The organism is Lutibacter sp. A80, from assembly GCF_022429645.1.
Classification (GTDB): domain Bacteria; phylum Bacteroidota; class Bacteroidia; order Flavobacteriales; family Flavobacteriaceae; genus Lutibacter.
Window position 1 is genome coordinate 2,684,238 of the sequence record NZ_CP092480.1, and the last position, 25,152, is coordinate 2,709,389.

At 30.7% G+C, this 25,152-nt stretch carries 17 protein-coding genes; 8 read left to right on the top strand and 9 right to left on the bottom strand.

The annotated features are described in order from the left end of the window. Positions 1-57 precede the first annotated feature (57 nt). Positions 58-1,077 (bottom strand): phenylalanine--tRNA ligase subunit alpha, encoded by a 1,020-nt coding sequence (gene pheS / locus MHL31_RS11080; protein WP_240226020.1) that lies wholly within the window; start codon positions 1,075-1,077, stop codon positions 58-60. Between the two features lie 268 nt (positions 1,078-1,345). On the opposite strand from pheS, the gene gdhA (MHL31_RS11085) reads away from it, so the two are divergent. From gdhA (MHL31_RS11085) to dinB, 4 genes are all read left to right on the top strand, one after another. Then, complete coding sequence (gene gdhA / locus MHL31_RS11085) at positions 1,346-2,689, top strand: NADP-specific glutamate dehydrogenase (protein WP_240228889.1); 1,344 nt, start codon at positions 1,346-1,348, stop codon at positions 2,687-2,689. 121 nt (positions 2,690-2,810) lie between these two features. Further along, positions 2,811-5,843 (top strand): PEP/pyruvate-binding domain-containing protein, encoded by a 3,033-nt coding sequence (locus tag MHL31_RS11090; RefSeq protein WP_240226021.1) that lies wholly within the window; start codon positions 2,811-2,813, stop codon positions 5,841-5,843. A gap of 180 nt (positions 5,844-6,023) precedes the next feature. Further along, a complete protein-coding gene (gene gdhA / locus MHL31_RS11095) occupies positions 6,024-7,361 on the top strand; it encodes an NADP-specific glutamate dehydrogenase (protein WP_240226022.1) in 1,338 nt (445 codons plus the stop codon). A gap of 246 nt (positions 7,362-7,607) precedes the next feature. Continuing rightward, complete coding sequence (gene dinB, locus MHL31_RS11100; protein WP_256451646.1) at positions 7,608-8,702, top strand: DNA polymerase IV; 1,095 nt, start codon at positions 7,608-7,610, stop codon at positions 8,700-8,702. A 98-nt stretch (positions 8,703-8,800) separates the two neighbouring features. Here dinB and MHL31_RS11105 read toward each other — a convergent pair whose 3' ends face one another. Then, positions 8,801-9,307 (bottom strand): acyl-CoA thioesterase, encoded by a 507-nt coding sequence (locus MHL31_RS11105; RefSeq protein WP_240226024.1) that lies wholly within the window; start codon positions 9,305-9,307, stop codon positions 8,801-8,803. Between the two features lie 67 nt (positions 9,308-9,374). Then, positions 9,375-10,307, bottom strand: coding sequence for an SPOR domain-containing protein (locus tag MHL31_RS11110; protein WP_240226025.1), 933 nt, complete (start codon positions 10,305-10,307; stop codon positions 9,375-9,377). A gap of 96 nt (positions 10,308-10,403) precedes the next feature. Between MHL31_RS11110 and dprA the strand changes: the two genes are divergently transcribed. Beyond that, positions 10,404-11,507 (top strand): DNA-processing protein DprA, encoded by a 1,104-nt coding sequence (gene dprA, locus MHL31_RS11115; protein ID WP_240226026.1) that lies wholly within the window; start codon positions 10,404-10,406, stop codon positions 11,505-11,507. A 56-nt stretch (positions 11,508-11,563) separates the two neighbouring features. On the opposite strand, the gene MHL31_RS11120 is transcribed toward dprA, so the two are convergent. After that, positions 11,564-13,111, bottom strand: coding sequence for an arylsulfatase (locus tag MHL31_RS11120; protein ID WP_240226027.1), 1,548 nt, complete (start codon positions 13,109-13,111; stop codon positions 11,564-11,566). A gap of 188 nt (positions 13,112-13,299) precedes the next feature. On the opposite strand from MHL31_RS11120, the gene MHL31_RS11125 reads away from it, so the two are divergent. Next, positions 13,300-13,896 carry an HAD family phosphatase gene (locus MHL31_RS11125; RefSeq protein ID WP_240226028.1) on the top strand — a complete coding sequence of 199 codons (597 nt, stop codon included), beginning with the start codon at positions 13,300-13,302 and terminating at the stop codon, positions 13,894-13,896. Here the strand turns inward: MHL31_RS11125 and MHL31_RS11130 are convergent. From MHL31_RS11130 to MHL31_RS11145, 4 genes are all read right to left on the bottom strand, one after another. Then, positions 13,886-15,448, bottom strand: coding sequence for an NAD(P)/FAD-dependent oxidoreductase (locus tag MHL31_RS11130; RefSeq protein WP_240226029.1), 1,563 nt, complete (start codon positions 15,446-15,448; stop codon positions 13,886-13,888). The two genes, MHL31_RS11125 and MHL31_RS11130, sit on opposite strands and share 11 nt — an antisense overlap. Positions 15,449-15,602: 154 nt before the next feature. After that, on the bottom strand, positions 15,603-18,146 hold the full coding sequence (locus MHL31_RS11135; protein WP_240226030.1) for a T9SS type B sorting domain-containing protein: 2,544 nt from the start codon (positions 18,144-18,146) through the stop codon (positions 15,603-15,605). 200 nt (positions 18,147-18,346) lie between these two features. Next, positions 18,347-19,777: a flotillin family protein gene (locus MHL31_RS11140; protein WP_240226031.1), complete on the bottom strand. Its 1,431-nt coding sequence runs from the start codon at positions 19,775-19,777 to the stop codon at positions 18,347-18,349. 3 nt (positions 19,778-19,780) lie between these two features. Beyond that, positions 19,781-20,365 carry a hypothetical protein gene (locus tag MHL31_RS11145; RefSeq protein ID WP_240226032.1) on the bottom strand — a complete coding sequence of 195 codons (585 nt, stop codon included), beginning with the start codon at positions 20,363-20,365 and terminating at the stop codon, positions 19,781-19,783. A 151-nt stretch (positions 20,366-20,516) separates the two neighbouring features. On the opposite strand from MHL31_RS11145, the gene MHL31_RS11150 reads away from it, so the two are divergent. Both MHL31_RS11150 and recJ read left to right on the top strand, forming a co-directional pair. Continuing rightward, positions 20,517-20,936 carry an OsmC family protein gene (locus MHL31_RS11150; protein WP_240226033.1) on the top strand — a complete coding sequence of 140 codons (420 nt, stop codon included), beginning with the start codon at positions 20,517-20,519 and terminating at the stop codon, positions 20,934-20,936. A gap of 266 nt (positions 20,937-21,202) precedes the next feature. Continuing rightward, positions 21,203-22,900 carry a single-stranded-DNA-specific exonuclease RecJ gene (gene recJ, locus MHL31_RS11155; protein WP_240228890.1) on the top strand — a complete coding sequence of 566 codons (1,698 nt, stop codon included), beginning with the start codon at positions 21,203-21,205 and terminating at the stop codon, positions 22,898-22,900. 301 nt (positions 22,901-23,201) lie between these two features. On the opposite strand, the gene MHL31_RS11160 is transcribed toward recJ, so the two are convergent. After that, a complete protein-coding gene (locus MHL31_RS11160; RefSeq protein WP_240226034.1) occupies positions 23,202-25,109 on the bottom strand; it encodes a S9 family peptidase in 1,908 nt (635 codons plus the stop codon). Between the last annotated feature and the right edge of the window lie 43 nt (positions 25,110-25,152).

A 25,152-nucleotide genomic window follows, 5' to 3' on the forward strand; every position in this document is an offset into this window, starting at 1 on the left:
TGTCAGTTCAAATTTTGATAAGAAACTGAACTTATTTCAGTTTAACAATTTCAATATTTAAATTACAGATTTAAATTGTTCTAAAAAGCGTACATCGTTTTCGTAAAACATTCTAATATCTGGTATTTGGTACAATAGCATTGCAATACGTTCAATACCCATTCCAAAGGCGTAACCGCTGTACACATCTGGATCTATATTTGCATTTTTCAATACATTTGGATCAACCATACCACAACCCATAATTTCTAACCAACCAGTACCTTTTGTAATTTTATAATCGGTTTCGGTTTCTAATCCCCAATAAATATCTACTTCGGCACTTGGTTCTGTAAATGGGAAATAAGAAGGGCGTAAGCGTATTTTAGATTTTCCAAACATTTCTTTAGTGAAATACAGTAAGGTTTGTTTTAAATCTGCAAAAGAAACGTCTGTGTCTATGTATAAACCTTCTACTTGATGAAAGATACAGTGTGCACGTGCCGAAATATCTTCATTTCTAAAAACTCTTCCCGGAGAAATAGTTCTAATTGGTGGTTTATGATTTTCCATATAACGTACTTGTACAGAAGAAGTATGTGTACGCAATAAAATATCTGGATTTGTTTCAATAAAAAAGGTATCCTGCATATCACGTGCTGGATGGTATTCCGGTAAATTAAGTGCCGTAAAATTATGCCAGTCATCTTCAATTTCAGGACCTTCAGAAACTGTAAAACCGATGCGAGAAAAAACATCAATAATTTTATTTCTAACAATAGATATTGGGTGTCTAGAGCCTAATTCTATCGGTTCTTCAGGCTGTGTTAAATCACCATAAACACCTTTTTGTTCATTTGCATTTTCTAAGCTGTCTTTAAGTTGATTTACTTTATCTTGAGCAGCGTTTTTTAGTGTATTTAATGCCTGACCAAATTCTTTTCTTTCGGCAGGAGCTACATTTTTAAATTCAGCAAATAAATCATTAAGTATGCCTTTTTTACTTAAAAATTTAATTCTAAAAGTTTCAATTTCATCTTTGGAAGTTGCATTAAAAGCAGCTACTTCACCAATCAATTCTTTTACTTTGTCCAACATTTTTATATAAAATTAGAGTGCAAATTTACACATTTTTATTTTGTAGTATTTAATTTTATAGCTAATACTTGTTTCCTTTAATTTAAAAGTGATTATTACCGTAAAAATTTTTATAAAAATGAAGAATAGCTCGTTTTTTAAGATTTTAACAAGTAATAATTTTATGTGATATTTATTCAATTTTTAGGATGCATTTTATTAAAAGTGATATTTTTGACGTTTAATTATTAAAATATATAAAAGAAAAAGATAAATTATGGATGCAAAAATGGAATTAAAGATTAAAAATTTTATGGACTTGGTGAATGTTAGAAGTCAACATGAACCTGAATTTTTACAGGCAGTAGAGGAGGTTGCTGAAGCTATTATTCCATACATTGCAAGCCAGCCGCATTATAGCGGTAATAATCTATTATTACGTATGGTTGAACCAGAAAGGGTGATAATTTTTAGAGTTCCCTGGGTAGATGATACTGGAGAAATTGTAGTTAATAGAGGTTTTAGAATAGAAATGAATTCTGCAATTGGGCCTTATAAAGGTGGTTTAAGATTTCATCCTTCGGTAAACTTAAGTATTCTTAAGTTTTTAGCATTTGAACAAGTATTTAAAAATGCGTTAACTAATTTGCCATTAGGTGGTGGAAAAGGAGGTTCAGATTTTGATCCTAAAGGAAAATCTGATGACGAAATTATGCGTTTTTGCCAAAGTTTTATGGGAGAATTATTCCGTCATATTGGTCCTGATACCGATGTGCCTGCTGGAGATATGGGTGTTGGAGCAAGAGAAATTGGTTATATGTTTGGGATGTATAAAAAGTTGCGTAACGAGTTTACAGGGATTTTAACAGGTAAAGGCTTGTCTTGGGGAGGATCTCATATTCGTCCAGAATCAACAGGTTATGGTGCCGTTTATTTTGCACAAAGTATGTTGGGTACAAAAGACGATACTTTAGACGGTAAAACAATTACTATTTCGGGTTCTGGAAATGTTGCACAATATGCTTGTGAAAAGGCTACAGAATTGGGAGCTAAAGTTGTAACCTTATCAGATTCTTCAGGTTATATTTATGATGAAGATGGTATAGATGAAGAAAAATTAGCTTTTGTAATGGAGTTAAAAAATGTAAAAAGAGGAAGAATTAACGAATATGTAACAGCATATCCAAAAGCACAATTTTTTGAAGGACAAACGCCTTGGAGTGTTCCTTGTGAGATAGCAATGCCTTGTGCTACACAAAACGAATTAAATGAAGAAGCAGCCAAAACATTATTAAGTAATGGGTGTTTTGTAGTTAGTGAAGGCGCCAATATGCCTTGTACTCCAAAAGCTGTAGAAGCTTTTCAGGCTAAAAGAATATTGTATGCTCCAGGAAAAGCCTCAAATGCAGGTGGTGTTGCAACTTCTGGTTTAGAAATGAGTCAGAACTCTATACGTATAAAATGGACACGTGAAGAGGTAAATGAAAAACTAAAAACTATTATGAATGAAATCCACGAATCTTGTATTCAATATGGTACACAAGAAGATGGGTATGTAGATTATGTGGTTGGAGCAAATATTGCTGGTTTTGTTAAAGTGGCAGATGCAATGCTTGCACAAGGTGTTGTGTAAATAAATTATAGTGTTAATAGAATAAAGGGTTGCTGTAAAGCAGCCCTTTTTTTATGGGTATATAATACAAAATATAGAAACTAAATTTATATATTGTATGTCTATAATCAAAGGAATTAAAATGGAAAAAAAGTCATTGCCCAATTTAAAATCATATGCATTTGAAGAGGTCGCTTTTGATAAATTAATGCAGAACAGAATTAGTCAGGTGCTAATAGTTTGCTCTAATTACGACTTTTACATGCTTGAAGAAGATGGTAGAATAGATGAGCGAATTTTTAATGAATATACCTCATTAAATTTAAGACATCCACCCAACTTTATTCATGCAAATTCAGCCAAAAGAGCTATTAAAATTATGGATTCTCATAAAATTGATATTGTTATAACTTGGTTAGATATTGGTAATTATAAAGCTTTTGAAACATCAAAAAAAATTAAGGAAGCTTTTCCGCTTGTTCCAATTGCCGCTTTAAGTCATTATTCTTCAGAATTAAGAAGTAAGCTTGAAAAAGGAAATACCGGAATTATAGATTATGTGTTTCATTGGAATGGAAATGTAGATATATTTTTAGCTATTATTAAATTAACTGAAGATAGAATGAATGCTGAATCTGATATTAACAGTATAGGTGTTAAAGCTATATTATTAGTAGAAGACTCATTAAAATTTTATTCTAGATATATACCGCTTATTTATAAAGTTATTCTTAAACAAACCCAAAGAGTTATGTCTGAAGGGTTGAATGAGCATAGAAAAATGCTGTTGATGAGAGGACGACCAAAAATTTTATTAGCAACAACCTTTGAAGAGGGAATTAGTTTATTTAATAATTATAAAGAGAGTTTGTTAGGTGTAATTTCGGATGTTAATTATTTAAAAGACGGTGTTAGAAATGAAGAAGCAGGTTTTTTATTTTTAGATTACGTTCGAAGTTTTAAACGTTATTTTCCATTTCTAATTCAATCATCTAATGCTGATAATGAAAAACGAGCATTAGAGCTTAAAGGTAAATTTTTATATAAACATTCTGAAACTTTAGGTGTAGATATAAAAAATTATATTGTAAAATATTTTTCGTTTGGAAATTTTGAATTTTGGGATCCAATTCAAATGAAAGTACTGGCAACAGTTAAAGATTTAAACGAATTTCAAAAGGCCTTATATACTGTAACAGAAGCTTGTTTAATGTACCACGCTACAAGAAGTGAGTTTTCAAAATGGATAAAATCAAGGGCGCTATTTCCTTTAGCTGATTTATTTAGTAATATAGAATATGATGATTTTGAAAATAATTTAGAAATAAGAGATTTTTTAATTAACTCAATAAAAGCATATCGAGTTTATAGATCTAGAGGTGTAATTGTAAAATTTGATAAACATAAATACGATGAGTTTGTTGGATTTGCTAGAATTGGAGAAGGTGCTTTAGGAGGTAAAGGAAGAGGTTTAGCCTTTATAGATTCATTTTTAAAGCGAAATAATTTATATAATAAATACGAAAACGTAAGCATTACAATACCAAGAACAGTTGTAATAAGTACCGATGTTTTTGATCAATTTATTGAAACTCATAAACTCATAAAATTTGCAGCAGAAAGTACAAATGATGATGATATATTAAATGAATTTATTTCTAAAGACCTCCCAGATTGGGCTCTTGAAGATATAAAGGCATTTTTAAAAACAACTAAATGTCCTATTGCAGTACGTTCGTCAAGTATGCTTGAAGATTCTAATTATCAACCTTTTGCTGGTATTTTTGCAACGTATATGATTCCAAATACCGAAATAGATAAAATGGTTGAAATGGTTTCTAATGCTATTAAATCAGTTATTGCTTCAGCATTTTTTGAAAATAGTAAATTGTATTTAAAAGCTACATCACATACTATTGAAGAAGATAAAATGGCTGTAATTTTGCAAGAAGTAATTGGAAAAGAATATGAGGGTGTATATTATCCAAATATTTCAGGAGTGGCGCGTTCTATTAATTTTTATCCTATTGGAGATGAAAAACCCAATGAAGGAATTGCCAATATTGCTTTAGGATTGGGTGAAATAATTGTTGGTGGAGGACAAACCTTACGTTTTTCTCCTTACCATCCAAAAAAAGTATTGCAATTATCTTCTCCTGGTTCAACTCAGAGAGATACACAACAGTATTTTTATGGTTTAGATCTTGACCCAGAGAGTTATAAAGTTTCAACAAATGAAACTATTAATAAAAAGAAAGTATCTATTAGAAAAGCTGAAAGTCATGGGTCTTTAAAATTTGTAGCATCAACATATGATTTACAAAATAATATAATTAGACCTGGTGTAATGCATGATGGAATTAGGGTAATTTCATTTGATAATATTTTAAAATATAATACATTTCCTTTGCCTGAAATTTTACAAGAATTGTTACGAGTTGGACAGCGTGAAATGAGAAACCCAATAGAAATTGAGTTTGCAGTAAATCTAGATGTTCCACAGGGAAAACCGAAAGAGTTTAGTTTTTTACAAATTAGACCCATAATTGAAAGTATGAAAACCATAAGTAAATTACCTGAAAACTTAAAAATTTCAGATACTATAATTTACTCTGAATCTGCTTTAGGAAATGGAAAATATGAAAATATTTACGATGTAGTTTATGTAAAACCAGAGACATTTAATTCTGCTAACACAAGAGAGATTGCAAAAGCAGTTGAGCAAATTAATAAAAAATTCACAGAATTAGGTAAGCCATATATTTTAGTTGGTCCTGGACGTTGGGGGTCTAGTGATCCTTGGTTAGGAATTCCAGTAATTTGGCCTCAAATTTCTGCAGCAAAAATAATTGTAGAATCCGGATTAAATAATTTTAGAATAGACCCTAGTCAGGGAACTCATTTTTTTCAAAATTTAACGTCATTTAAAGTCGGGTATTTAACAATAAATCCGTTTATAAATGATGGTTTTTTTGATGTGGGTTATTTAAATAAACAAGAAGCAGTTTTTGAAGACGCTTTTTTAAGACATATTTCTTTTAAAAGTTCACTAACAGCTATTATTGAAGGTAAAAATAATAAAGCAGCAATTTTTAAAGAGGGTGTTTTGCTAGAAAATAACAACTCAAATACGGTGGAATCTATTGATGAATTGCCACCTGAAGGCTTTATGTAAAAATAAACATGTGATAAAAAACTCACTCTAAGAGTGTTTAAAAATTACAGATTAATAAAAAATGAATAAATAAATGTTAAATATTAAAAATGCAGTAACTATTATTGCTTTAAAATCGATTTAAAATATGTATTTTTGTTATAAACAATATTCTATAAATAGTTATAAATTATTATCATTATGAATGTAAAAGAAATTTTAACAAATTTGGAAACTAAACACCCTGGTGAAAAGGAATATCTACAGGCTGTTCAAGAAGTTTTAGAGTCAATTGAGACTATATATAATGAAAATCCACAATACGAAGCAGCTAAAATTATTGAACGTTTAGTGGAGCCAGATCGAATTTTAACGTTTAGAGTTTCATGGATTGATGATGCGGGAAATGTTCAAGTAAATTTAGGTCATAGAGTACAATATAATAATGCAATTGGTCCTTATAAAGGAGGTATACGTTTACACCCAAGTGTAAATTTAAGTATTTTAAAGTTTTTAGGCTTTGAACAAATATTTAAAAATGCTTTAACAACGCTTCCTATGGGAGGTGGAAAAGGAGGTTCAGATTTTAATCCAAAAGGAAAATCTGATACTGAAATTATGCGTTTTTGCCAAGCATTTATGTTAGAATTGTGGAGACTTATTGGACCAAGTACAGATGTGCCAGCTGGAGATATTGGAACAGGGGGTAGAGAAATTGGATTTATGTACGGTATGTATAAAAAATTACAACAAGAAAACTCAGGAGTTTTTACTGGTAAAGGCTTAAATTGGGGAGGAAGTTTAATTAGACCAGAAGCAACTGGTTTTGGAGGCGTTTACTTTACCAAAGAAATGTTAGAAACTAAAAAAGATGATTTTAAAGGTAAAATTATAGCGCTTTCAGGTTTTGGAAATGTAACATGGGGAGTAGCTTTAAAAATTACCGAATTAGGTGGAAAAGTAGTTACCATATCTGGTCCAGATGGGTATATTTATGATGAAAAAGGATTGGATTCAGACAAAATAAATTATTTATTACAGTTAAGAGCATCTAATAACGATATTGTTTCTCCGTATGCTGCAGAATTTCCTGAAGCTAAGTTTTACCCAGGTGAAAAACCATGGGGTGTAAAATGTGATATTGCAATGCCTTGTGCAACTCAAAATGAGTTAAATGGAGAAGACGCAGCAAAATTAGTAGCCAATAATGTACAATATGTAGCTGAGGTTTCAAATATGGGATGTACTCCAGAAGCTATTGATGCATTTCATAATGCTAAAATTTTATACGGACCAGGTAAAGCAGTAAATGCTGGTGGTGTTGGTGTTTCTGGATTAGAAATGTCTCAAAATGCCATGAAATTAAATTGGACTAAAGAAGAAGTTGATGCTAAATTACATCAGATAATGCACTCTATACATACCGCATGTTTAAAATATGGAACAGAAGAGGATGGTTACATTAATTATGTAAAAGGAGCAAATATTGCAGGATTTATTAAAGTTGCAGATTCTATGTTAGATTTAGGAGTAGTATAATTAGATTATTTTTTAAAAAAAGGGAGCTGTCTAAAAAGTAATAAACTATTGTCTTGCTAAATTTGATTTAGTAACTTATCATATAAAAATACATTATGATGAGAACTTGAAACCTATAAAAATCCTTAGATTTAAATAAGGAAGTGTTCATAGATTAAAGTTGATGAGAGTGTTATTTTTTAGGCAGTTTTATTTTTCATTTTTACTTTTCAGAAATATAATAATCTTAAATTGTACTTTTGAAAAGTGACTTTATGTAAAACATACCGCAAAATTATTCACGTAGATATGGATGCATTTTATGCATCTGTAGAGCAATTAGATAATCCAGAGTTAAGAGGTAAAGCAATTGCTGTTGGTGGTGGCGGAGAGCGCGGTGTAGTTTCGGCTGCGAGTTACCAAGCTCGTGAATTTGGTGTGCGATCTGCTATGAGTGGTGTAATTGCTAGAAAAAATTGTCCACACTTAATTTTTGTAAAACCTAGGTTTGAAAGGTATAAAGAAATCTCAAAAAAGATTAGAAATATCTTCTATGAATATACCGATTTGGTAGAACCTCTTTCTTTAGATGAAGCATATTTAGATGTTACTGAAAATAAAAAAGGTAATCCTTCTGCTAGTTTAATTGCTAAAGAAATTAGAAAACGAATTTTTGATGAATTACATTTAAATGCATCTGCTGGAATTTCAAGTAGTAAATTTATTGCTAAAATTGCTTCAGATATAAATAAACCGAACGGACAAAAAACAATTCCGCCAGAGGAAATAATCTCGTTCTTAGAGGAATTACCAATCAAAAAATTTTATGGAATTGGAAAAGTAACTGCCGCTAAAATGTATAATTTAGGAATTTTTAAAGGCAGTGATTTAAAATCTAAAAGTGAAGCTTTTTTAACACAGCATTTTAAAAGTTCTGGAGCACATTATTATAAAATTGTTAGGGGCTTGCATAACAGTCCTGTAAAACCAAATAGAGTTCGAAAATCTGTTGCAGCAGAGCATACGTTTAATACAAATTTAACTTCTGAAATTTTTATGTTAGAGCAATTAGAGCGTATTTCAGAAGAACTTGAACAGCGTTTACAAAAAGCAAAAGTTTCAGGTAAAACAATTACACTAAAAATAAAATACAGCGATTTTAAAACACAAACCCGTAGTAAAACATTGGCTTATTTTGTTAAAGAAAAGGTAATATTATTTGATACGGTTAAAGAGTTATTGTATCAAGAAAAGGTGCTAAATTCCGTACGTTTATTAGGTATTTCAGTTACTAATTTAAATATTCATTCTAAAAGTAAATCGGAAAAACCAATTGATATTCAATATAAATTTGAGTTTTAAAGTTGTGTTGTTAACTTGCTGTATTTAAATTGATTATATGAAATTTAATACTGCAATCCTTCGATTGTTGTATGCATTTCTGCTAGAATCTATTTTTACTAGTGAAAAATAGCTTTTAAAGCTTCAGCATCTTGTGGATTCATTTTTCCAGAAAGAATTAAACTTAATTCTTTTCTTCTTAAAGCACCTTCAAAACGTTTTTTTTCTATATCTGTTTCTGGTTCAAGTCTAGGGACTTTTACAGGCGCTCCTGTAGTATCAACAGCAACAAATGTGTAAATACCTTCATTTACTTTGGTGCGCTCTCTAGACTCTCTATCTTCAATCCAGACATCAACATAAACTTCCATAGAAGATTTAAAAGCACGCGAAACTTTAGATTCAATAGTTACAACACTACCAACAGGTACAGCTTTGTTAAAAGCTACATGATTTACGGATGCGGTAACTACAATTCTTCTAGAGTGGCGTTGTGCTGTAATACTACAAGCTCTATCCATTCTAGCTAATAATTCGCCTCCAAAAAGATTTCCTAATGGGTTTGTATCAGTTGGTAGAACTATATCAGTAAGTACTGTTAAAGATTCTTTAGGTGTTTTAGTCATGCTTTAAATTTTGGTAAATATAAAGTAGTTATTTAATTTAAAAAATAAAAGCTTGTAAATTTGAGGTTTAGAGCTCTTTTACCAATAACCAAGCATCTTTAGAAATAGTTCTTTTAATTTTATTTAAGGTGTTAATTGCGTCATTTTTAGAGTTTGTACTCATATATGAAACCTCTGTTAAGTTCCATTTGTTAACCCCTAAAATTTTAGCATTGTATCCTTTTTTAACTAATTCATTTAGCTTTTTTTCTGCATTTATAGGGTCTCTAAAAGCACCAGCAACTATATGGTAATTATATGTTTGTTTGGTTACGTTTAAAGTAATAGCAGGTAGTGGATTGGCAATAACAAAAGTTGCCTCTTGTATTGTTTTTTCAACTTGTTGTTGCTGTTGTTCAGCTTCAACAATTAAATTATTATATTCAATTTTTTGGTATTCTTTCCAGCCAAGTGTACCTAAAGCAAAAAGGATAGCAGCGCTTGCAGCATATTTAATAAAAGCAGGCGTTTTTCTGTTACTTTCTTTAGTTGGTAAAACAAGAGCTACAGTTTCTAATTGTTTTACTTTTTGTTTGTATTCTATACGTTTTATTGCTGGTGAATTGTAAGAATTCAAACCAAAAGAACTTGTTAAATAATTGATGGTATTATCAGGTTCAAAAATATAATTACCGTTAGCATTTACAGTGAATGTTCCTATATTTTCAATAGAAAGCGTTTCATCTTTTAGCGTGTTTTTCCAAGCTTCAACTTCTTTGTAAATATATTCCAGTGCTTTTAAAAATGAAATATTTTTAGATGAAGCAATGTAATTTGCTAATAAACCATCGTTATTTTGCAAGTTAACATTAAAAGTTAATTGTTTAGATGGTGCGTAAAATGTATGTGTATAATGGTTCACTTTTGCAGAAATTTCGTTGCTTACAAAACCTCCAAAATTTGGTACAATTACGCATTCGTATCTGTATAATAAATCGCCTATGTATGTTGCTAATGTCATTAAAACAAATATAGTAGAAATCTCTTTTAAAAATATAGCATTGTACTAAAATTTATTAACAATAATTTTATATATTGAATTTCAAATTGTTAAAAGATGCTTGAAGAGGATTTACTATATATTTTAGCTTTACAACGTGTAAAAGGCATAGGAGATATTAATGCAAAAAAGTTAATAGCATATTGTGGAAGCGCAAAAAATGTGTTAAAAGAAAAGCGGCATGTTCTTCAAAAAATAAATGGGATAGGGACTTTTGCAATGCAGCATTTATTTGATAAAGAAAATTTAAAAGAAGCCGAAATAGAATTAAATTACATTCAAAAAAATAATATTGAAACGTTTTATTTTGAAGACAAAAATTATCCAGAAAAATTAAAACATTGTATTGATGCACCAATTTTAATTTTTAAAGAAGGAAATTTCAACCTTTCTAAGCAACCAATAATTAGTGTAGTTGGTACACGAAAAATTACAAGCTATGGTCGCGATTTTTGTGAGAAATTAATTTCAGATTTAAAACCATTTAATCCTATAATTGTTAGTGGATTTGCTTATGGAGTTGATATTTGCGCACATAAATCAGCTTTAAAAAACGAATTGCAAACCATAGCCGTTTTAGCACATGGTTTTGAACAAATTTATCCGAAATCTCATAAAAAATATGTTGCAGATATAAATAAAAATGGTGGATTTATAACCGATTTTTGGCATAATGATGAACTGCAACGCGAAAATTTTTTAAAAAGAAATAGAATTGTAGCTGGTATTTCTGAAGCTACAATTATTATAGAATCTGCCGAAAAAGGAGGGTCTTTAGTTACTGCAGATATTGCAAATTCTTACAGTAGAGATGTATTTGCAGTTCCGGGTAGAAGTACCGATACTTTAAGTAAAGGATGTAACGATTTAATTAAAAGAAACAAAGCAGCAATTTTAACCTGTGCTAATGATTTGGTTGAAATGTTAAATTGGAATCTTGAAATTAAAAAGGAAACCAATATTCAAAAGCAGTTATTTGTAGAGTTAGATGAAGTGGAACAATTAGTGTATGATTTTTTGCTACAAGAAGGTAAAGAATTGTTAGATATTATTTCGTTAAACTGTAAGCTTCCAGTTTATAAAACCGTTACCATTTTATTTAATCTTGAAATGAAAGGTGTTGTAAAACCATTGCCGGGTAAAATGTATGAAGCTATTTAAAATAAATAAAGCCCACATTTTAAATGTAGGCTTTACTTATAATTGATTAAAAAGGACTATTTTAATTCTAACTGTGTAACATTAGAATAACCTTTACCTCTAATTTTTTCGAAAGCAGTAAGCATTTCTTTTAATTTTTCTGGGTTTTCTTTAGCTAAATTGTTTTGTTGGCTAACATCTTCTTTTAAATTAAATAATTGGTATTCTAAAGAATTTCCTAATTCAATATTAACTAACTTATTTACTTTAGGTCCTTTGTATGGAGGAATCATTACCCAATCTCCTTGTCTAAAAGCAGTTTTTGATGTTGCTTCTAAAATTAATTCTTCTCTTCCATTTTGTGAAGTTCCTAAAAACACATCTAATAAATCTTGACTGTCGTCTACTTTAATATCGCTATCTACTAAATTAGATAAAGAAGAAAGTAAATCTACTTGAGAAATTAAAGCGTCCGATACTGTTGGTTGAATTTTCCCTTTCCAATAGGTGAAAAATGGCACTTTTGTACCAGCTTCAAATAAGCTATATTTTCCTCCTTTTAAATCTCCAGCAGGTTTATGTTTTCCATTTTTTTCAACAGCATCATCAAAATATCCATCGTTTAATACTGGGCCATTATCACTTGAAAAAACAATTAAAGTGTTTTCTAATAAGTTTTCTTCTTCCAATGTTTTTATAAATTCACCAATACACCAGTCTGCTTCTAAAATAACATCACCTCTTGGTCCTAATCCAGATTTTCCTACAAAACGTGGGTGTGGAGTTCTTGGTACGTGAGGTTGTTGCATTGTATAAAGTAAAAAGAAAGGTTTGTTTTTATGTTTTTTTACATATTCTTGCGCACCTTTTAAAAAGTAATCTGCCATATCTACATCACTCCATTTTGCTTTTTCTCCACCTTTCATAAACCCAATTCTAGGAATTCCATTTACAATACTATTATTGTGTCCGTGGTGCCATTTCATTGTTGTTAATTCTGGGTTTTCTAAACCTGTTGGTTCTCCATCAAAGTTGGTGTTATAGCTTACTTCTATTGGGTCGTTTGGATCTAATCCTACAACATTTCCATTTTCAATATAAACAGTTGGAACGCGGTCTTGTGTAGCGGCTAAAATATTAGAATAATCAAAACCAACTTCATTTGGTCCAGGTTTTACAGTTTCATTCCAATTTACATTTCCTGTACCTAAACCTAAATGCCATTTTCCTATAATACCAGTATAATATCCTTTGGTTTTTAACATTTTTGGAATGGTCATTTGTGTAGTATCAACAATTAAAGGTGCAGTTCCAGGTAATATTTTAGCATCTTTATTTCTCCAAGGATACACACCTGTTAATAGTGCATATCTACTAGGTGTACAGGTTGATGAGGTTGCATATCCGTTAGTAAAACGTACTCCTCCGTTTGCTAATTTATCAATATTAGGTGTTTGTAACTCTGTTGCACCATTTGCACTAACATCGCCATAACCCAAATCATCGGTATAAATAATAATTATGTTAGGAGGTGTTGTTGTTGCTATTTCTTTTGAAGGTGTTTTAGTTTGACATCCAATTAGAAGGCAAACTGAAAAAGTTAGAAGTGTTATTAATTTTTTCATTTATGTTAGGTTATTTTATTAAATGTAATATATACATTTAATTATTAGAAGGTAAATTTATTAAAATTTTTTCATTAAAAAGGAATAAATTAATGAATTTAAATCAATAAAAGGATTTCGTAAAGAAACTGTAATTCATTTTTTAAAAGCATAATATATAATTACTTTTGAAATTCAATAAAAATGGAATGATTAAAATACCAGAAAATATTAAAGGCCTTATATTTGATTTAGATGGAACTGTTGCAAACACCATGCAAAATCATTTCTTATCTTGGCGTGAAGCTGTTTCTCCTTACGGCATAGATTTTAATGCAACATTGTTTAAATCTTTAACAGGTACACCTAGAGACGCAACTATTTTAAAGTTAAATGAATTGTTTAATGTAAAAATGGACCCTGTTGAAGTTGGTTCAATAAAAGGGGCAACTTTTAAAAAAATGGTACATGAAACAAAAGAAATTACTGTTGTAGCTGATGTTATTAGAAAATATCACAATGTTTTACCAATGTCTATTGGAACTGGAAGTACTAGAAATGGTGCAAAAAAAACGTTGGAAGTTATAAATATGAGTCATTTTTTTGATATTGTAATAACTTCAAATGATATTGAGAAGCCTAAACCAGATCCAGAAACTTTTTTAAAATGTGCTTCACTTATGAAAGTAAATCCAAAAGATTGTATTGTTTTTGAAGATGGAATTTTAGGAATGCAAGCGGCTAAAACAGCAGGGATGCAAGTTATTGATGTTAATAATTATTTTAAAATGGAGTTTACTGTTTAAAACTTGAAATAGCAGCTTCGGCACAACGTTCGCCATCCATAGCTGCAGAAACTATTCCTCCAGCGTAACCACCACCTTCACCACAAGGAAATAACCCTTGTAACTCTGGATGTTCTAATGTATCTTTTCTTGGAATATTTACAGGTGATGAGGTTCTAGATTCTACTCCAATTACATTAGCTTCGTGGGTATAATATCCGTGCATTTTTCTTCCAAATTCAGCAAATCCTTTACGTAATCTGCCTCCAATTTGTTTTGGTAAAATAGAATGTAATGAAGCTGATTTTAATCCTGGTTGGTATGAAGTTGGATTTAATGTATTCGATAATTTTCCTTCAACAAAATCTGTTAAACGTTGTGCTGGGGCAGTTTGAGATTTTCCACCTGCAACCCACGCTAATTTTTCTAAATCTTTTTGAAATTCTAATCCTTTTAGCTCTCCAAATTGTTCGTATTTATGTAAATCTTTTTCAGCATTAATTTCAACCACAATACCAGAATTTGCAAATAAATTATTTCTTTTTGAAGGAGACATACCGTTTACTACAACTTCGCCATTTGCAGTTGCTGCTGGTACAATAAATCCGCCCGGACACATGCAAAACGAATACACACCTCTGTTGTTTACCTGATGCACTAAACTATAAGAAGCTGCAGGTAATAATTCATCTCTTTTGCCTTTACAGTGGTATTGAATGGAGTCAATAATTTCTTGAGGATGTTCAACACGAACTCCCATTGCAAAAGACTTAGATTTTATTGCAACGTTTTTTCTTTGAAGCAAATAATAGATATCTCTGGCAGAATGACCTGTTGCTAAAATTACAGCATTAACATTTAATTCTTTCCCGTTTTTAAGTTGAATGGTTTTTAAGGTATTGTTTTTTATGGTGAAATCTACTACACGACTTTCAAAATGAATTTCTCCACCATATTTTAACACCGTTTCTCTAATATTTTTTACAACTTTTGGTAGTTTATTGGTTCCAATATGCGGATGTGCATCTACTAAAATTTGATCTGTTGCACCATGATAAACTAGGTTTTCAAAAATTCGTCTAACATCGCCGCGTTTTAAACTTCTGGTATATAATTTTCCATCAGAATACGTTCCTGCACCGCCTTCTCCAAAACAATAATTAGAATCTTTATCTACCAAATGAAACTGATTAATTGCGCGTAAATCACGCCTTCTATCTCGTACATTCTTTCCACGTTCTAAAACAATTGGTTTAAAACCCAATTCTATACAACGTAAAGCAGCATACATTCCAGCTGGTCCAAAACCAATTATATGAATTTCTTTTGCAGCCGAAACATCTTTATAATTAAAAATATAATCTGATGTTTCAGGTTGTGGCTCGTTAATATAAATGGCTAATTTATAATTAAAAATAATTGCTGCTTTTCTGGCATCTATACTTTTACGCAATACTTTAACAGAATTAATAGTTTTGCTATCGATTTTTAGTTGTTGCGCAGCCTTTTTTATTAGAATACCTTCTTGAGTGGTTTCCTTAATTGGTACTCTAATTTGAATTTCTTTTACCATTGCTGCAAAATTAGTTAAAATTAATTCAATATTGATTTAAGATTTTGATTTTGTTAAATTTACGATAAGGTTTAGGTGAATGAATTTAGGTGAAATAAAATATTGTTACTCTATAAAAGATTCCTGCTTTTGCAGTAGAGACAGTCTTATTAAGCTACTTTCTAATCAAACTAAAATGACCTTGTTTACGTCTAATTTTTCCTGTATTATCTTTTAACTCAACTGTAAACCAATAATCTGTTGATGGTAATTCTTTTCCATTATACAAACCATTCCAGCTTTCAATAATTGGATTTATTTTAGCTACTAATTTTCCATATCTATCAAAAATATTGAGTGTAGAAGTTGGATAAAAACCACTATTTATTCCAATAATATTCCAAGTGTCATTTTCTCCATCGTTATTAGGTGTAAAAAATTTAGGATAACCTATAATTGAAACTTCCAATGATACGGTTTTACAATTATTGGTATCTCTAACGTATAATGTATGAATTCCTGCAGGTATATTATAAAAAAAAGGCTCATTTTGAAATGGACCAAATTCATTATTTAAAGAATATTCATAATCGTATTCACCTAAATTGTTATTGACATCGTTTATTGTAATTGAATTATTGTCTGAATCATCAACAATAATTAAATCATCTAAACTTATATCAGCTCCTTTAGATTCTTCAACAATACTAGTTTTAGGTAATGATTCGCAACCTGAATTAGAAGTTGCAATTACGGTGTAAATACCACTTGTTAAAACTTCAAGAGTGTTTCCAGAAATTGAACTTTCGTTGTTATTATTAGTCCAAACATAACTATAGGTATCTAAGTTATTAAAAGGTTCTAAAATGATTGCAGAAGGATTATCTAAACAGATTACTTCATTAGTATTTACTTCAAATTCTGGTAAAGGGTTTACATTTAAAGTCAAATATTCACCTATACCATAACAGTCACCGTTTTCAGAATTTTCGATTCGTACAAAAAGTGTTTCAGAATCTACTTTTGTATTTATGTAATTTGTTTGAGGTGTAATTTCGTTCTTTTTTAAAAGGGCGTCTTCTTCATTTTTAAAATAATGTACACTTAAATTTTGATTTGGTAATTTGTCGAGAATTTTTGTGGTTGCTTCTGTTAAATTGAATGCAAAATAACCATCATTTTCTTCATAGTTATCGCATGCTATTAACGTTTCCATAAAACCTGAAGGTAAAGAGGTTGTTGAAACTGCCAACGTAATAGTAGAAACGTTAAAACAACCCAAGGTATTTTCAACACGAGCATAAATAGTATTATTAGTAGCGTTTTTGTTGTTAAATGAATCTGGGTTAAAGGCGTCATTACCCGTATTAGCATCTTCTTCGGAATAATGGAAAGAGATGGTGTAATTATTAGTAGAATTATTAATTTGTTCAATAGCATTACTTAAATTAAAATCGGTATAACCATCTGGATTTCCATCTTCGTCACAATTTTTTATAGTGATGTTTTTTTTAATATCTGGAAGTGGGTGTACAGTGGAAGTAATTGCTGTTCTTTCACCAGAAGTACAGCTTTTAGGTGTAATATAAAATGTAGTAGTTTCAGTTATAGTGGGTGTATAAGTATTATTTGAACTTAGAGGGATTGAACTTGTTTCAGAATCAAACCAAAGTACGCCGCCATCACTAGAATTTGCTGATAAAATAACCTCTCCAGCTCCGCAACGTTCAGCATCATAAAAAGAAACAATTTTAGAAATTGTAATTTTTGAGCTTGTCGATGTTGTTGGTTTAGGATCACCTGGGTAACCATATTCTACAATATATCCTTTTGGCTGGTAATCTCCAGAAGAAGCACCGGCATTACTTAAATCGTTCCAGCTTCCTTTTTGACCAATATTGGGAGCTGTAATATGAGCATAGTCCTCGTTACCAGCTTGATTAGGTTCGTTGTTATTTGAATTCCAAAAAGCAAATGGAATATCAGTTCCAGCAGTTGTTCCATTTCCTGATCCAATCCAAAAAGTTTTACCAGATTCAGGTCCTGTAACCCATTTCCAAACTCCTTCGGTTTCTGCATCGCTACCACCAATCCAGCCAGCACCTTTTGCTTGTTCTCCTATTAATTGTGCTTCTTCAACTGAAGTTATTGTTGCTAAATAACCTTGTAGTCCATTATATATTAAACTTTTTGCTTTGTCTTTTGCAGCCGACCAAGTAATACCAATATCTGGAACAAATTCATAATAATGACTTGTAGATGGTAAATAATTTTTTTCGTCAATAGTTATTGAAAATGTTCTTTCACCAGATATTTGTTGATCGTTATTTTCAAAAACAACATCTTTTACTGCAGCAATTAAATCTGCATAGTCAGTACCTGAGCCAGTCCATTCTAAAACTAATTTGCCTTCCAAAATATTAAATTCTTGTGCTTTAATAGCTGGGTGTAAACTAGCATTTAGTAATTTTAATATATCATAATCTTTATCATACCCTTTTGAAATTTGTATATATATAGCTTCTATTTGATCACTCCCTCCTGCAATATTAAAATCTGTAACAATATTTATTTTAGAAAGTGGACAATAAGATTGATCTCCAGTTGCAGTAACTACTGGAGGTGTATCAGATGATTTATAGGTTTGAGACCAATTTTTAATGCAAAAACAAGAAGAGATAATAAGTACTAATATAAATTTAGAAAGTTTAAAATGCATCTACCTTGTATTAAAAAAATTTAATTGTAAAATAACGAATTTAATGTTAAAAGCGATAATAATTTATGTTGAGTTTTAATTAAAAATTAGAATGCAAATTAAAATAGTAATTGCACCAAAACTCATAAATTTAATTAAAAAAAAGCTGTTTAGAACTTTAAATCATCTAAACAGCTTTTACAGTTCTATTTTAGAATTAATTATTCTTCTTTATCTGTAGTAGGCTTTGGGGTGTTTTCTTCAGTTGATTTAGTTTCTTCAATATCTTTACCTTTTAAATATTCGGGTAGTTGCATACCAGCCATATCAAACATTTCTTGTAATGGAGGTACTGCTTTATACATGCCAGATATAAAATTAGAAGTTGAAGATTTACCATCTTTTCCGCCACCATTTTCCCAAACAGTAACTTTATCGATTTTAATATTTTTAATAGCTTCGGCTTGTGTTTTAACCAATTCAGGTAATTTATCAGCAACTAATAAAAGTACGGCATCTTTAGAGTTATTACCGGCAGCTTTTACAATTTGATCTAAACCTTGTGCTTGTTTTGTAAGTATTTCGTACAATCCTTTTGCTTCGGCTTCTTTTTTCATAAAAATTGCATCTGCCTGACCTTTTGCTATACGTCTTATTTGTTCAGCTTCAGCTTCAGCATCTATTTCTATTTTTTGCTTATCAATTTTAGCAGGAACAATAATATCTGCACCTTGTTCAGCTTCTTTGCGTTTTGCTCTGGCTTCTTCAGCAATTTTTTCGGCAGCATAGGCTTCTTCTAATGCTTTTGCAGCTTGTACTTTTTCGGCAGCGTTTGCAATTCTTTCAGCTTCAGCTTCACGCGATCTTCTGTCTGCATTTGAATTAGCAACTTGAACTTTTGCAGTATTTTCACCGTGTACAGCGTTTGCATCTGCAGCGGCAACTTGAATACGTTGATCTTGTAATGCATTAGCTTCACCAATAGATCCATCTCTAACTTTTTGGGCAACAGAAACTTTAGCTTCGTTTATTGCTTTTGCAGCAGCTTCTTTACCTAATGCTTCAATATATCCAGATTCATCGTGGATATCTGTAATGTTTACGTTGATTAACTTTAAACCAACTTTTTTTAATTCGGCTTCTACACTGTGTGTAATGTGTGATAAAAATTGATCTCTATCCGAGTTAATTTCTTCAATATCCATTGAGGCAACCACTAAACGTAACTGACCAAAAATAATTTCTTGAGCTAAATCTTGTACGGCATCTAAACTTAAACCTAATAAACGTTCGGCGGCATTTTGCATAACACTTGGTTCGGTTGAAATACCAATTGTAAATCTTGAAGGTACGTTTACACGAATATTTTGTTTACTTAATGCATTTGTTAAATTTACTTCAATAGACATTGGCGTTAAATCTAAAAACTCGTAATCTTGAATTATTGGCCAAATAAATGCAGCACCACCGTGAACACATTTAGCCGATTGTCCGCCTCCAGTTTTTCCATACACAACTAAAATTCTATCAGAAGGACAACGTTTGTACCTTCTAATCATAGAGAAAAAGAAGACGACTAAAATAAAAATTACAGCTCCAACCAAGTAAACACCAGTTGCTGCCGATTGTAAGGGTAAAAATAATAGATTCATGGTTTAATTTTTTTGTGTTAATTTTTGTACTAATAATATTTCGGCACTTACAATCTCAATTACTTTAACCATTGTGCCTGTTTTTAATTCTTCTTCATTATCGGTAATGGCTTCTAATTCGCGCAAGCTTCCTTGTACTTTAATTTGAACTTTTCCCATTTTAGAGCGGTTTGCACCAATTGGTAAATATACTTCGCAAATTACGCCAACTGCATTTTTTATTTTTAAAGTTCCAGATTCTGCTAAATTATGCATCCAAAAGAATAATAAGGAGGTTAAAACCATCATTAATAAACCGGCAAAAGATGAAATTATTAAAGTTGGAATTGTAGATAAACCTTCATTAATACAAACAATACCTGTCCAACCAAAAATGGTAAAAAAACCAACTAGACCTTTAAATGTAAAAAATTGAAATCCCACACCGCCATCATCAGCTACAAAATCATCTGCATCTGCTTCCATATCGGAATCTCCTCCGCCAATAAAGGTCAAAATAAAAATTATCAAAAAAATTGTAGAACCTATTAAAGCAACCATCCAATAGGTTTGTTCTAGAGTTGACATTCCTTCAAAAAATTCTTTCATAAAATACAATTTTAAATATGTAACCCAATATACTAATTATTGATAAAATAAAGTCTAATTATTTGTTCTAAATTATTAGTTGTCTTTTTGTTAAGAATGTTACGCTTCAATACTAAAAATCTTTTAAATTTGTGTTTATAAATTTATAGTTATGACAAATAAAATTGAAGTTAGTTGGAAAGGACAAATGCTTTTTGAATCGGTTGCACCAGAAGGATCTGTAATGATTGATGCTGCCGAAGAAGTTGGTGGACAAGGTAAAGGGTTGCGACCAAAAGCAATGATGTTAACTGCGTTAGCAGGTTGTACAGCAATGGATGTTGCATCATTACTAAAAAAAATGCGTGCTGAAGTTGAGGATTTTAAAATTGGGGTTGAAGCCGATTTAACAGATGAGCATCCAAAAACGTATAAAAAAGTAAAAGTTACTTATAAATTTTATGGAAGTGATTTTAAAAAAGATAAAATTGAAAAATCCGTAAATCTTTCGGTAGAGCGTTATTGCGGTGTTTTTGAAATGTTTCGTCAGTTTTCTGATATTTCTCACGAAATAGTTTATATAGAACAATAAAAAATAGATTTTTACCTAGGGTAGGGATAATTTTTAAGAATACATAAACCTAACAGGTTTCTAAAACCTGTTAGGTTTTGTTTATATAGCAACCTAACGTATAAATTGTAAGGTAGATGCCACTCGTTTTAAACGAGTGATATATATATTGAGTTATGAGTACTCATTACAAACGAGCATTAGCTAACTAGTATTTCAACGATTCAACAAAATTCAATCAATAAAGTGTAAAATAATTTTACTTATTTTTGAACAAAATTATAGCTATGCGATGGAAAATAAAACCAGAAACAGATTCATTAATTACTTCAAATCTTTCAAAAGAATTAGGAGTTGATTATACCATTGCTAAATTATTAGTACAACGTGGAATTCATACTTTTAATGAAGCAAAAGCTTTTTTTAGACCTACTTTAAATAATTTACACAATCCATTCTTAATGAAAGATATGGATAAAGCTGTTGAAAGGATTGAGCTGGCATTTGCTAATAATGAAAATATTTTAGTGTATGGAGATTATGATGTAGATGGTACAACTTCTGTATCATTAATGGCTTCCTATTTAAAAACGTTGTATCCAAATATTGCAACGTATATTCCAGATAGGTATGCAGAAGGTTATGGTGTTTCTTACCAAGGAATTGATTTTGCTGAAGACAATGGTTTTTCATTAATAATTGCTTTAGATTGTGGTATAAAAGCAATAGATAAAGTTGCTTATGCTAAAGAAAAAGGAATCGATTTTATTATTTGTGATCACCATAGACCAGGAAACGAAATTCCAGATGCAATTGCTGTTTTAGACCCAAAACGTTCGGATTGTGAATATCCGTATAAAGAATTATGTGGTTGTGGTGTTGGGTTTAAATTAATTCAGGCAATAGGAAGTAAAAGAGGTGAAACCATAGATGATTTAATTCAATATTTAGATTTAGTTGCTACTGCAATTGCTGCAGATATTGTTCCAATAACGGGCGAAAACAGGGTGTTGGCTTATTTTGGATTGCAAGTTATAAACACAAATCCAAGAACCGGAATTAAAGCAATGATTCATCAAATAGATAAAAAAGAACTCACAATTACAGATGTTGTTTTTATTATTGCACCCAGAATTAATGCTGCTGGAAGAATTAAGCATGGAAATTATGCTGTAGAATTATTAACAGAAATAGATTTTGACACTGCTGTTAAATTTGCTTCAGAAATTGAAAAAAATAATACAGAAAGAAAAGATTTAGATAAAGCAATTACTATTGAAGCATTGCAACAAATTGAAGAAAACAATGAAACTGAAAACTTTTCAACGGTTGTATATGCAGAACATTGGCACAAAGGGGTTATTGGAATTGTTGCTTCTAGACTGATAGAAACGTATTATAGACCAACGTTGGTTTTTACAAAAAGCGGCGATAAATTAGCAGCGTCCGCACGTTCGGTTAAAGGGTTTGATGTGTACGAAGCTTTGGAACAATGTGCAGAGTTTATAGAGCAATTTGGTGGACATAAGTATGCGGCAGGTTTAACTTTAACAATTGAAAATTACCCCAAATTTAAGGCAAAGTTTGAAGAAGTTGTAAAAAACACCTTGCCAGAAGAACTGCGAACTCCTGAAATTTTAATTGATACAGAAATATCACTTTCAGAAATAACCCCAAAATTCTTTAGAATTATTAATCAATTAGCACCTTTTGGACCGCAAAATTTAAAACCAGTTTTTATGGCTGGTGGTTTGCGAGATAATGGTTATGGTAAAAAAGTAGGCGCAGATCAATCGCATTTAAAATTATGTATTTTAGATGGTGTTCATCAACAAACATTTAATGCTATTGGATTTAGTATGGGAGATAAGTACGAATTAACCACCAATGGAAATCCGTTTAAAGCTGTATTTAATGTAGACGAAAATCATTGGAACGGAAATACATCGTTACAATTAATGTTAAAAGATCTTCAAGAGGAATAAATTTAGGGTTTTATGTAGAAAACCCGTCAGCCTGAACTTAATTTAGGTTCTCATCATTATTGTTTACTACTGTGATGAGATTCTGAAATAAATTTAGAATGATGAATTTTAAATACGTCTGTCATTCCTGCGTAGGCAGGAATCCATTTTTACACTGTATGAGTTTCTGTTTTCACAGGAATGACAAGATTCATAAAAAGCTTATATAAAAAATAACAACAATTAGATTCTGAAATACATTCAGAATGACGATTCTAATTTTTTTATACAGCCTATTATGTTATATTTAATTCACTATAAATTACAATGTTTCTTCTAGCCATTTATAAAATTCGGTATGCCAAATAAAACTGTTTTGCCCATTTAAAACCCAATGATTTTCTTCTGGAAAGTACAGTAACTTACTTTTTATACCTCTTAATTGAGCCGCTTGAAACGCTTCTAAACCTTGACCTACTGGAACTCTATAGTCTTTAGCTCCTTGAATGATTAAAATAGGAGTATCCCATTTATCTACATAATTAGCAGGATTAAATTCATTAAAAGTTTTTTGAGCAGCAGCATTATTTTTATCCCAATAAGGTCCACCTAAATCCCAGTTTACAAAAAACAATTCTTCGGTTGTTCCGTACATACTTCGTAAATTAAACATACCGTCATGAGCTATAAAACTTTTAAACCTTCCTTGGTGATGTCCAGCTAAATAAAATGCTGAAAAACCTCCATAACTAGCTCCAATACAACCTAATCTATCGGTATCTACATAACTTTCTTTAGAAATATCGTCAATTGCAGCTAAATAATCTTTCATATTTTGTCCGCCATAATCTTTACTAATTTGCTCGTTCCATTCTACTCCAAAACCTGGCATTCCTCTTCTACTTGGTGCAACAATTATATAACCATTTGCAGCCATTAATTGATAATTCCATCTAAAAGAATATGATTGACTAAGCGGACCTTGTGGACCACCTTTACAATATAAAATTGTTGGATATTTTTTTGAAGGATCGAAATTTGGAGGATAAATTACCCAGGTTAACATGTCTTTCCCATCAGAAGTTTTTACCATTCTTTTTTCTACCTTACTTAAAGCTATTGCATTGTAAGTTGCATCATTTGCGTGGGTAAGCTTTGTTAAGTTTCCATTTTTTAAATTGTAGGTATACAACTCATTTGCATGGTTCATATCTCTACGATTAACCACTAATAAGTTTTTAGATTGGCCTACAATACTACTTACATCAAACTGTCCGTTTGTAAGTTGTTTTGGTTGCGATATTTTTTTTGAAGAAGTAGGAATTTTAATTTCAAAAAGTTGAACGGTTCCAAAATTAGGAGCTATAAAGTAAATTTTATCACCTCTTTCATCCCAAACAAAACTATGAATGGTTTCATCCCAATCTTCTGTAAGATTTACTTTTTCTCCATCAATTAAAACAATAATATCATTTTTATCAGCTTCGTAACCATCTCTTTTCATTTGTAACCAAGCTAATTGATTTTTAGATGAAAAAGCAGGGTTTGTATCGTATCCTTTATTTTCTTCGGTTAAATTACTAGTTGTTTTTGAAGCTAAATTATAACTATAAATATTTGTATTTGTACTGGTAGCATACGCTGTACCACTCAATTTTTTTGTTACATAAAGTATGTTTTGGCTGTCTAGACTCCACAAATAATCTTCTGAGCCACCAAAAGGTTTTTGTGGACAATCAAAAGGTTCGTTAGGCATAATATCAATAGCATCATCACCGTTTGCTGTAGTTTTGTAAAAAACGTGACTATAAGCGCCATCTTCCCAAGTATCCCAATGGCGATAATTTAATTCGTCGTAAATCTGTACATTTGAGTTTTTAATTTCAGGATAAAAATCTTTACCAGTTATATTTTTAAGTTTTACATCTTCAGTAAAAATTTCATAAACTCCATTAGGTGAAATATTTTTGTTTGGTATTAAATCTTTGTAGGATGCAATTTCAACAGGAGTGCCTCCTTCAATAGGAATTTGATATACAGTAGTTACTTTTTTATCTTCAGCAACATTATATTTTGAAGTGCTATAAATTACACTTTTTCCATCTTTTGAAATCCCTTTTGCAGAAACTTTATTTAATTCTAAAAGCATTTTTGGTGTCATAACTTTTTGTGCAGAAGCACTTGCAAAAGTTATTGAAAGAAGTATACTCATTATTATTTTTTGTGTCATTATTTCGTTTTTAAGTTTTGCTAAGCAAATTTAATATTTAATT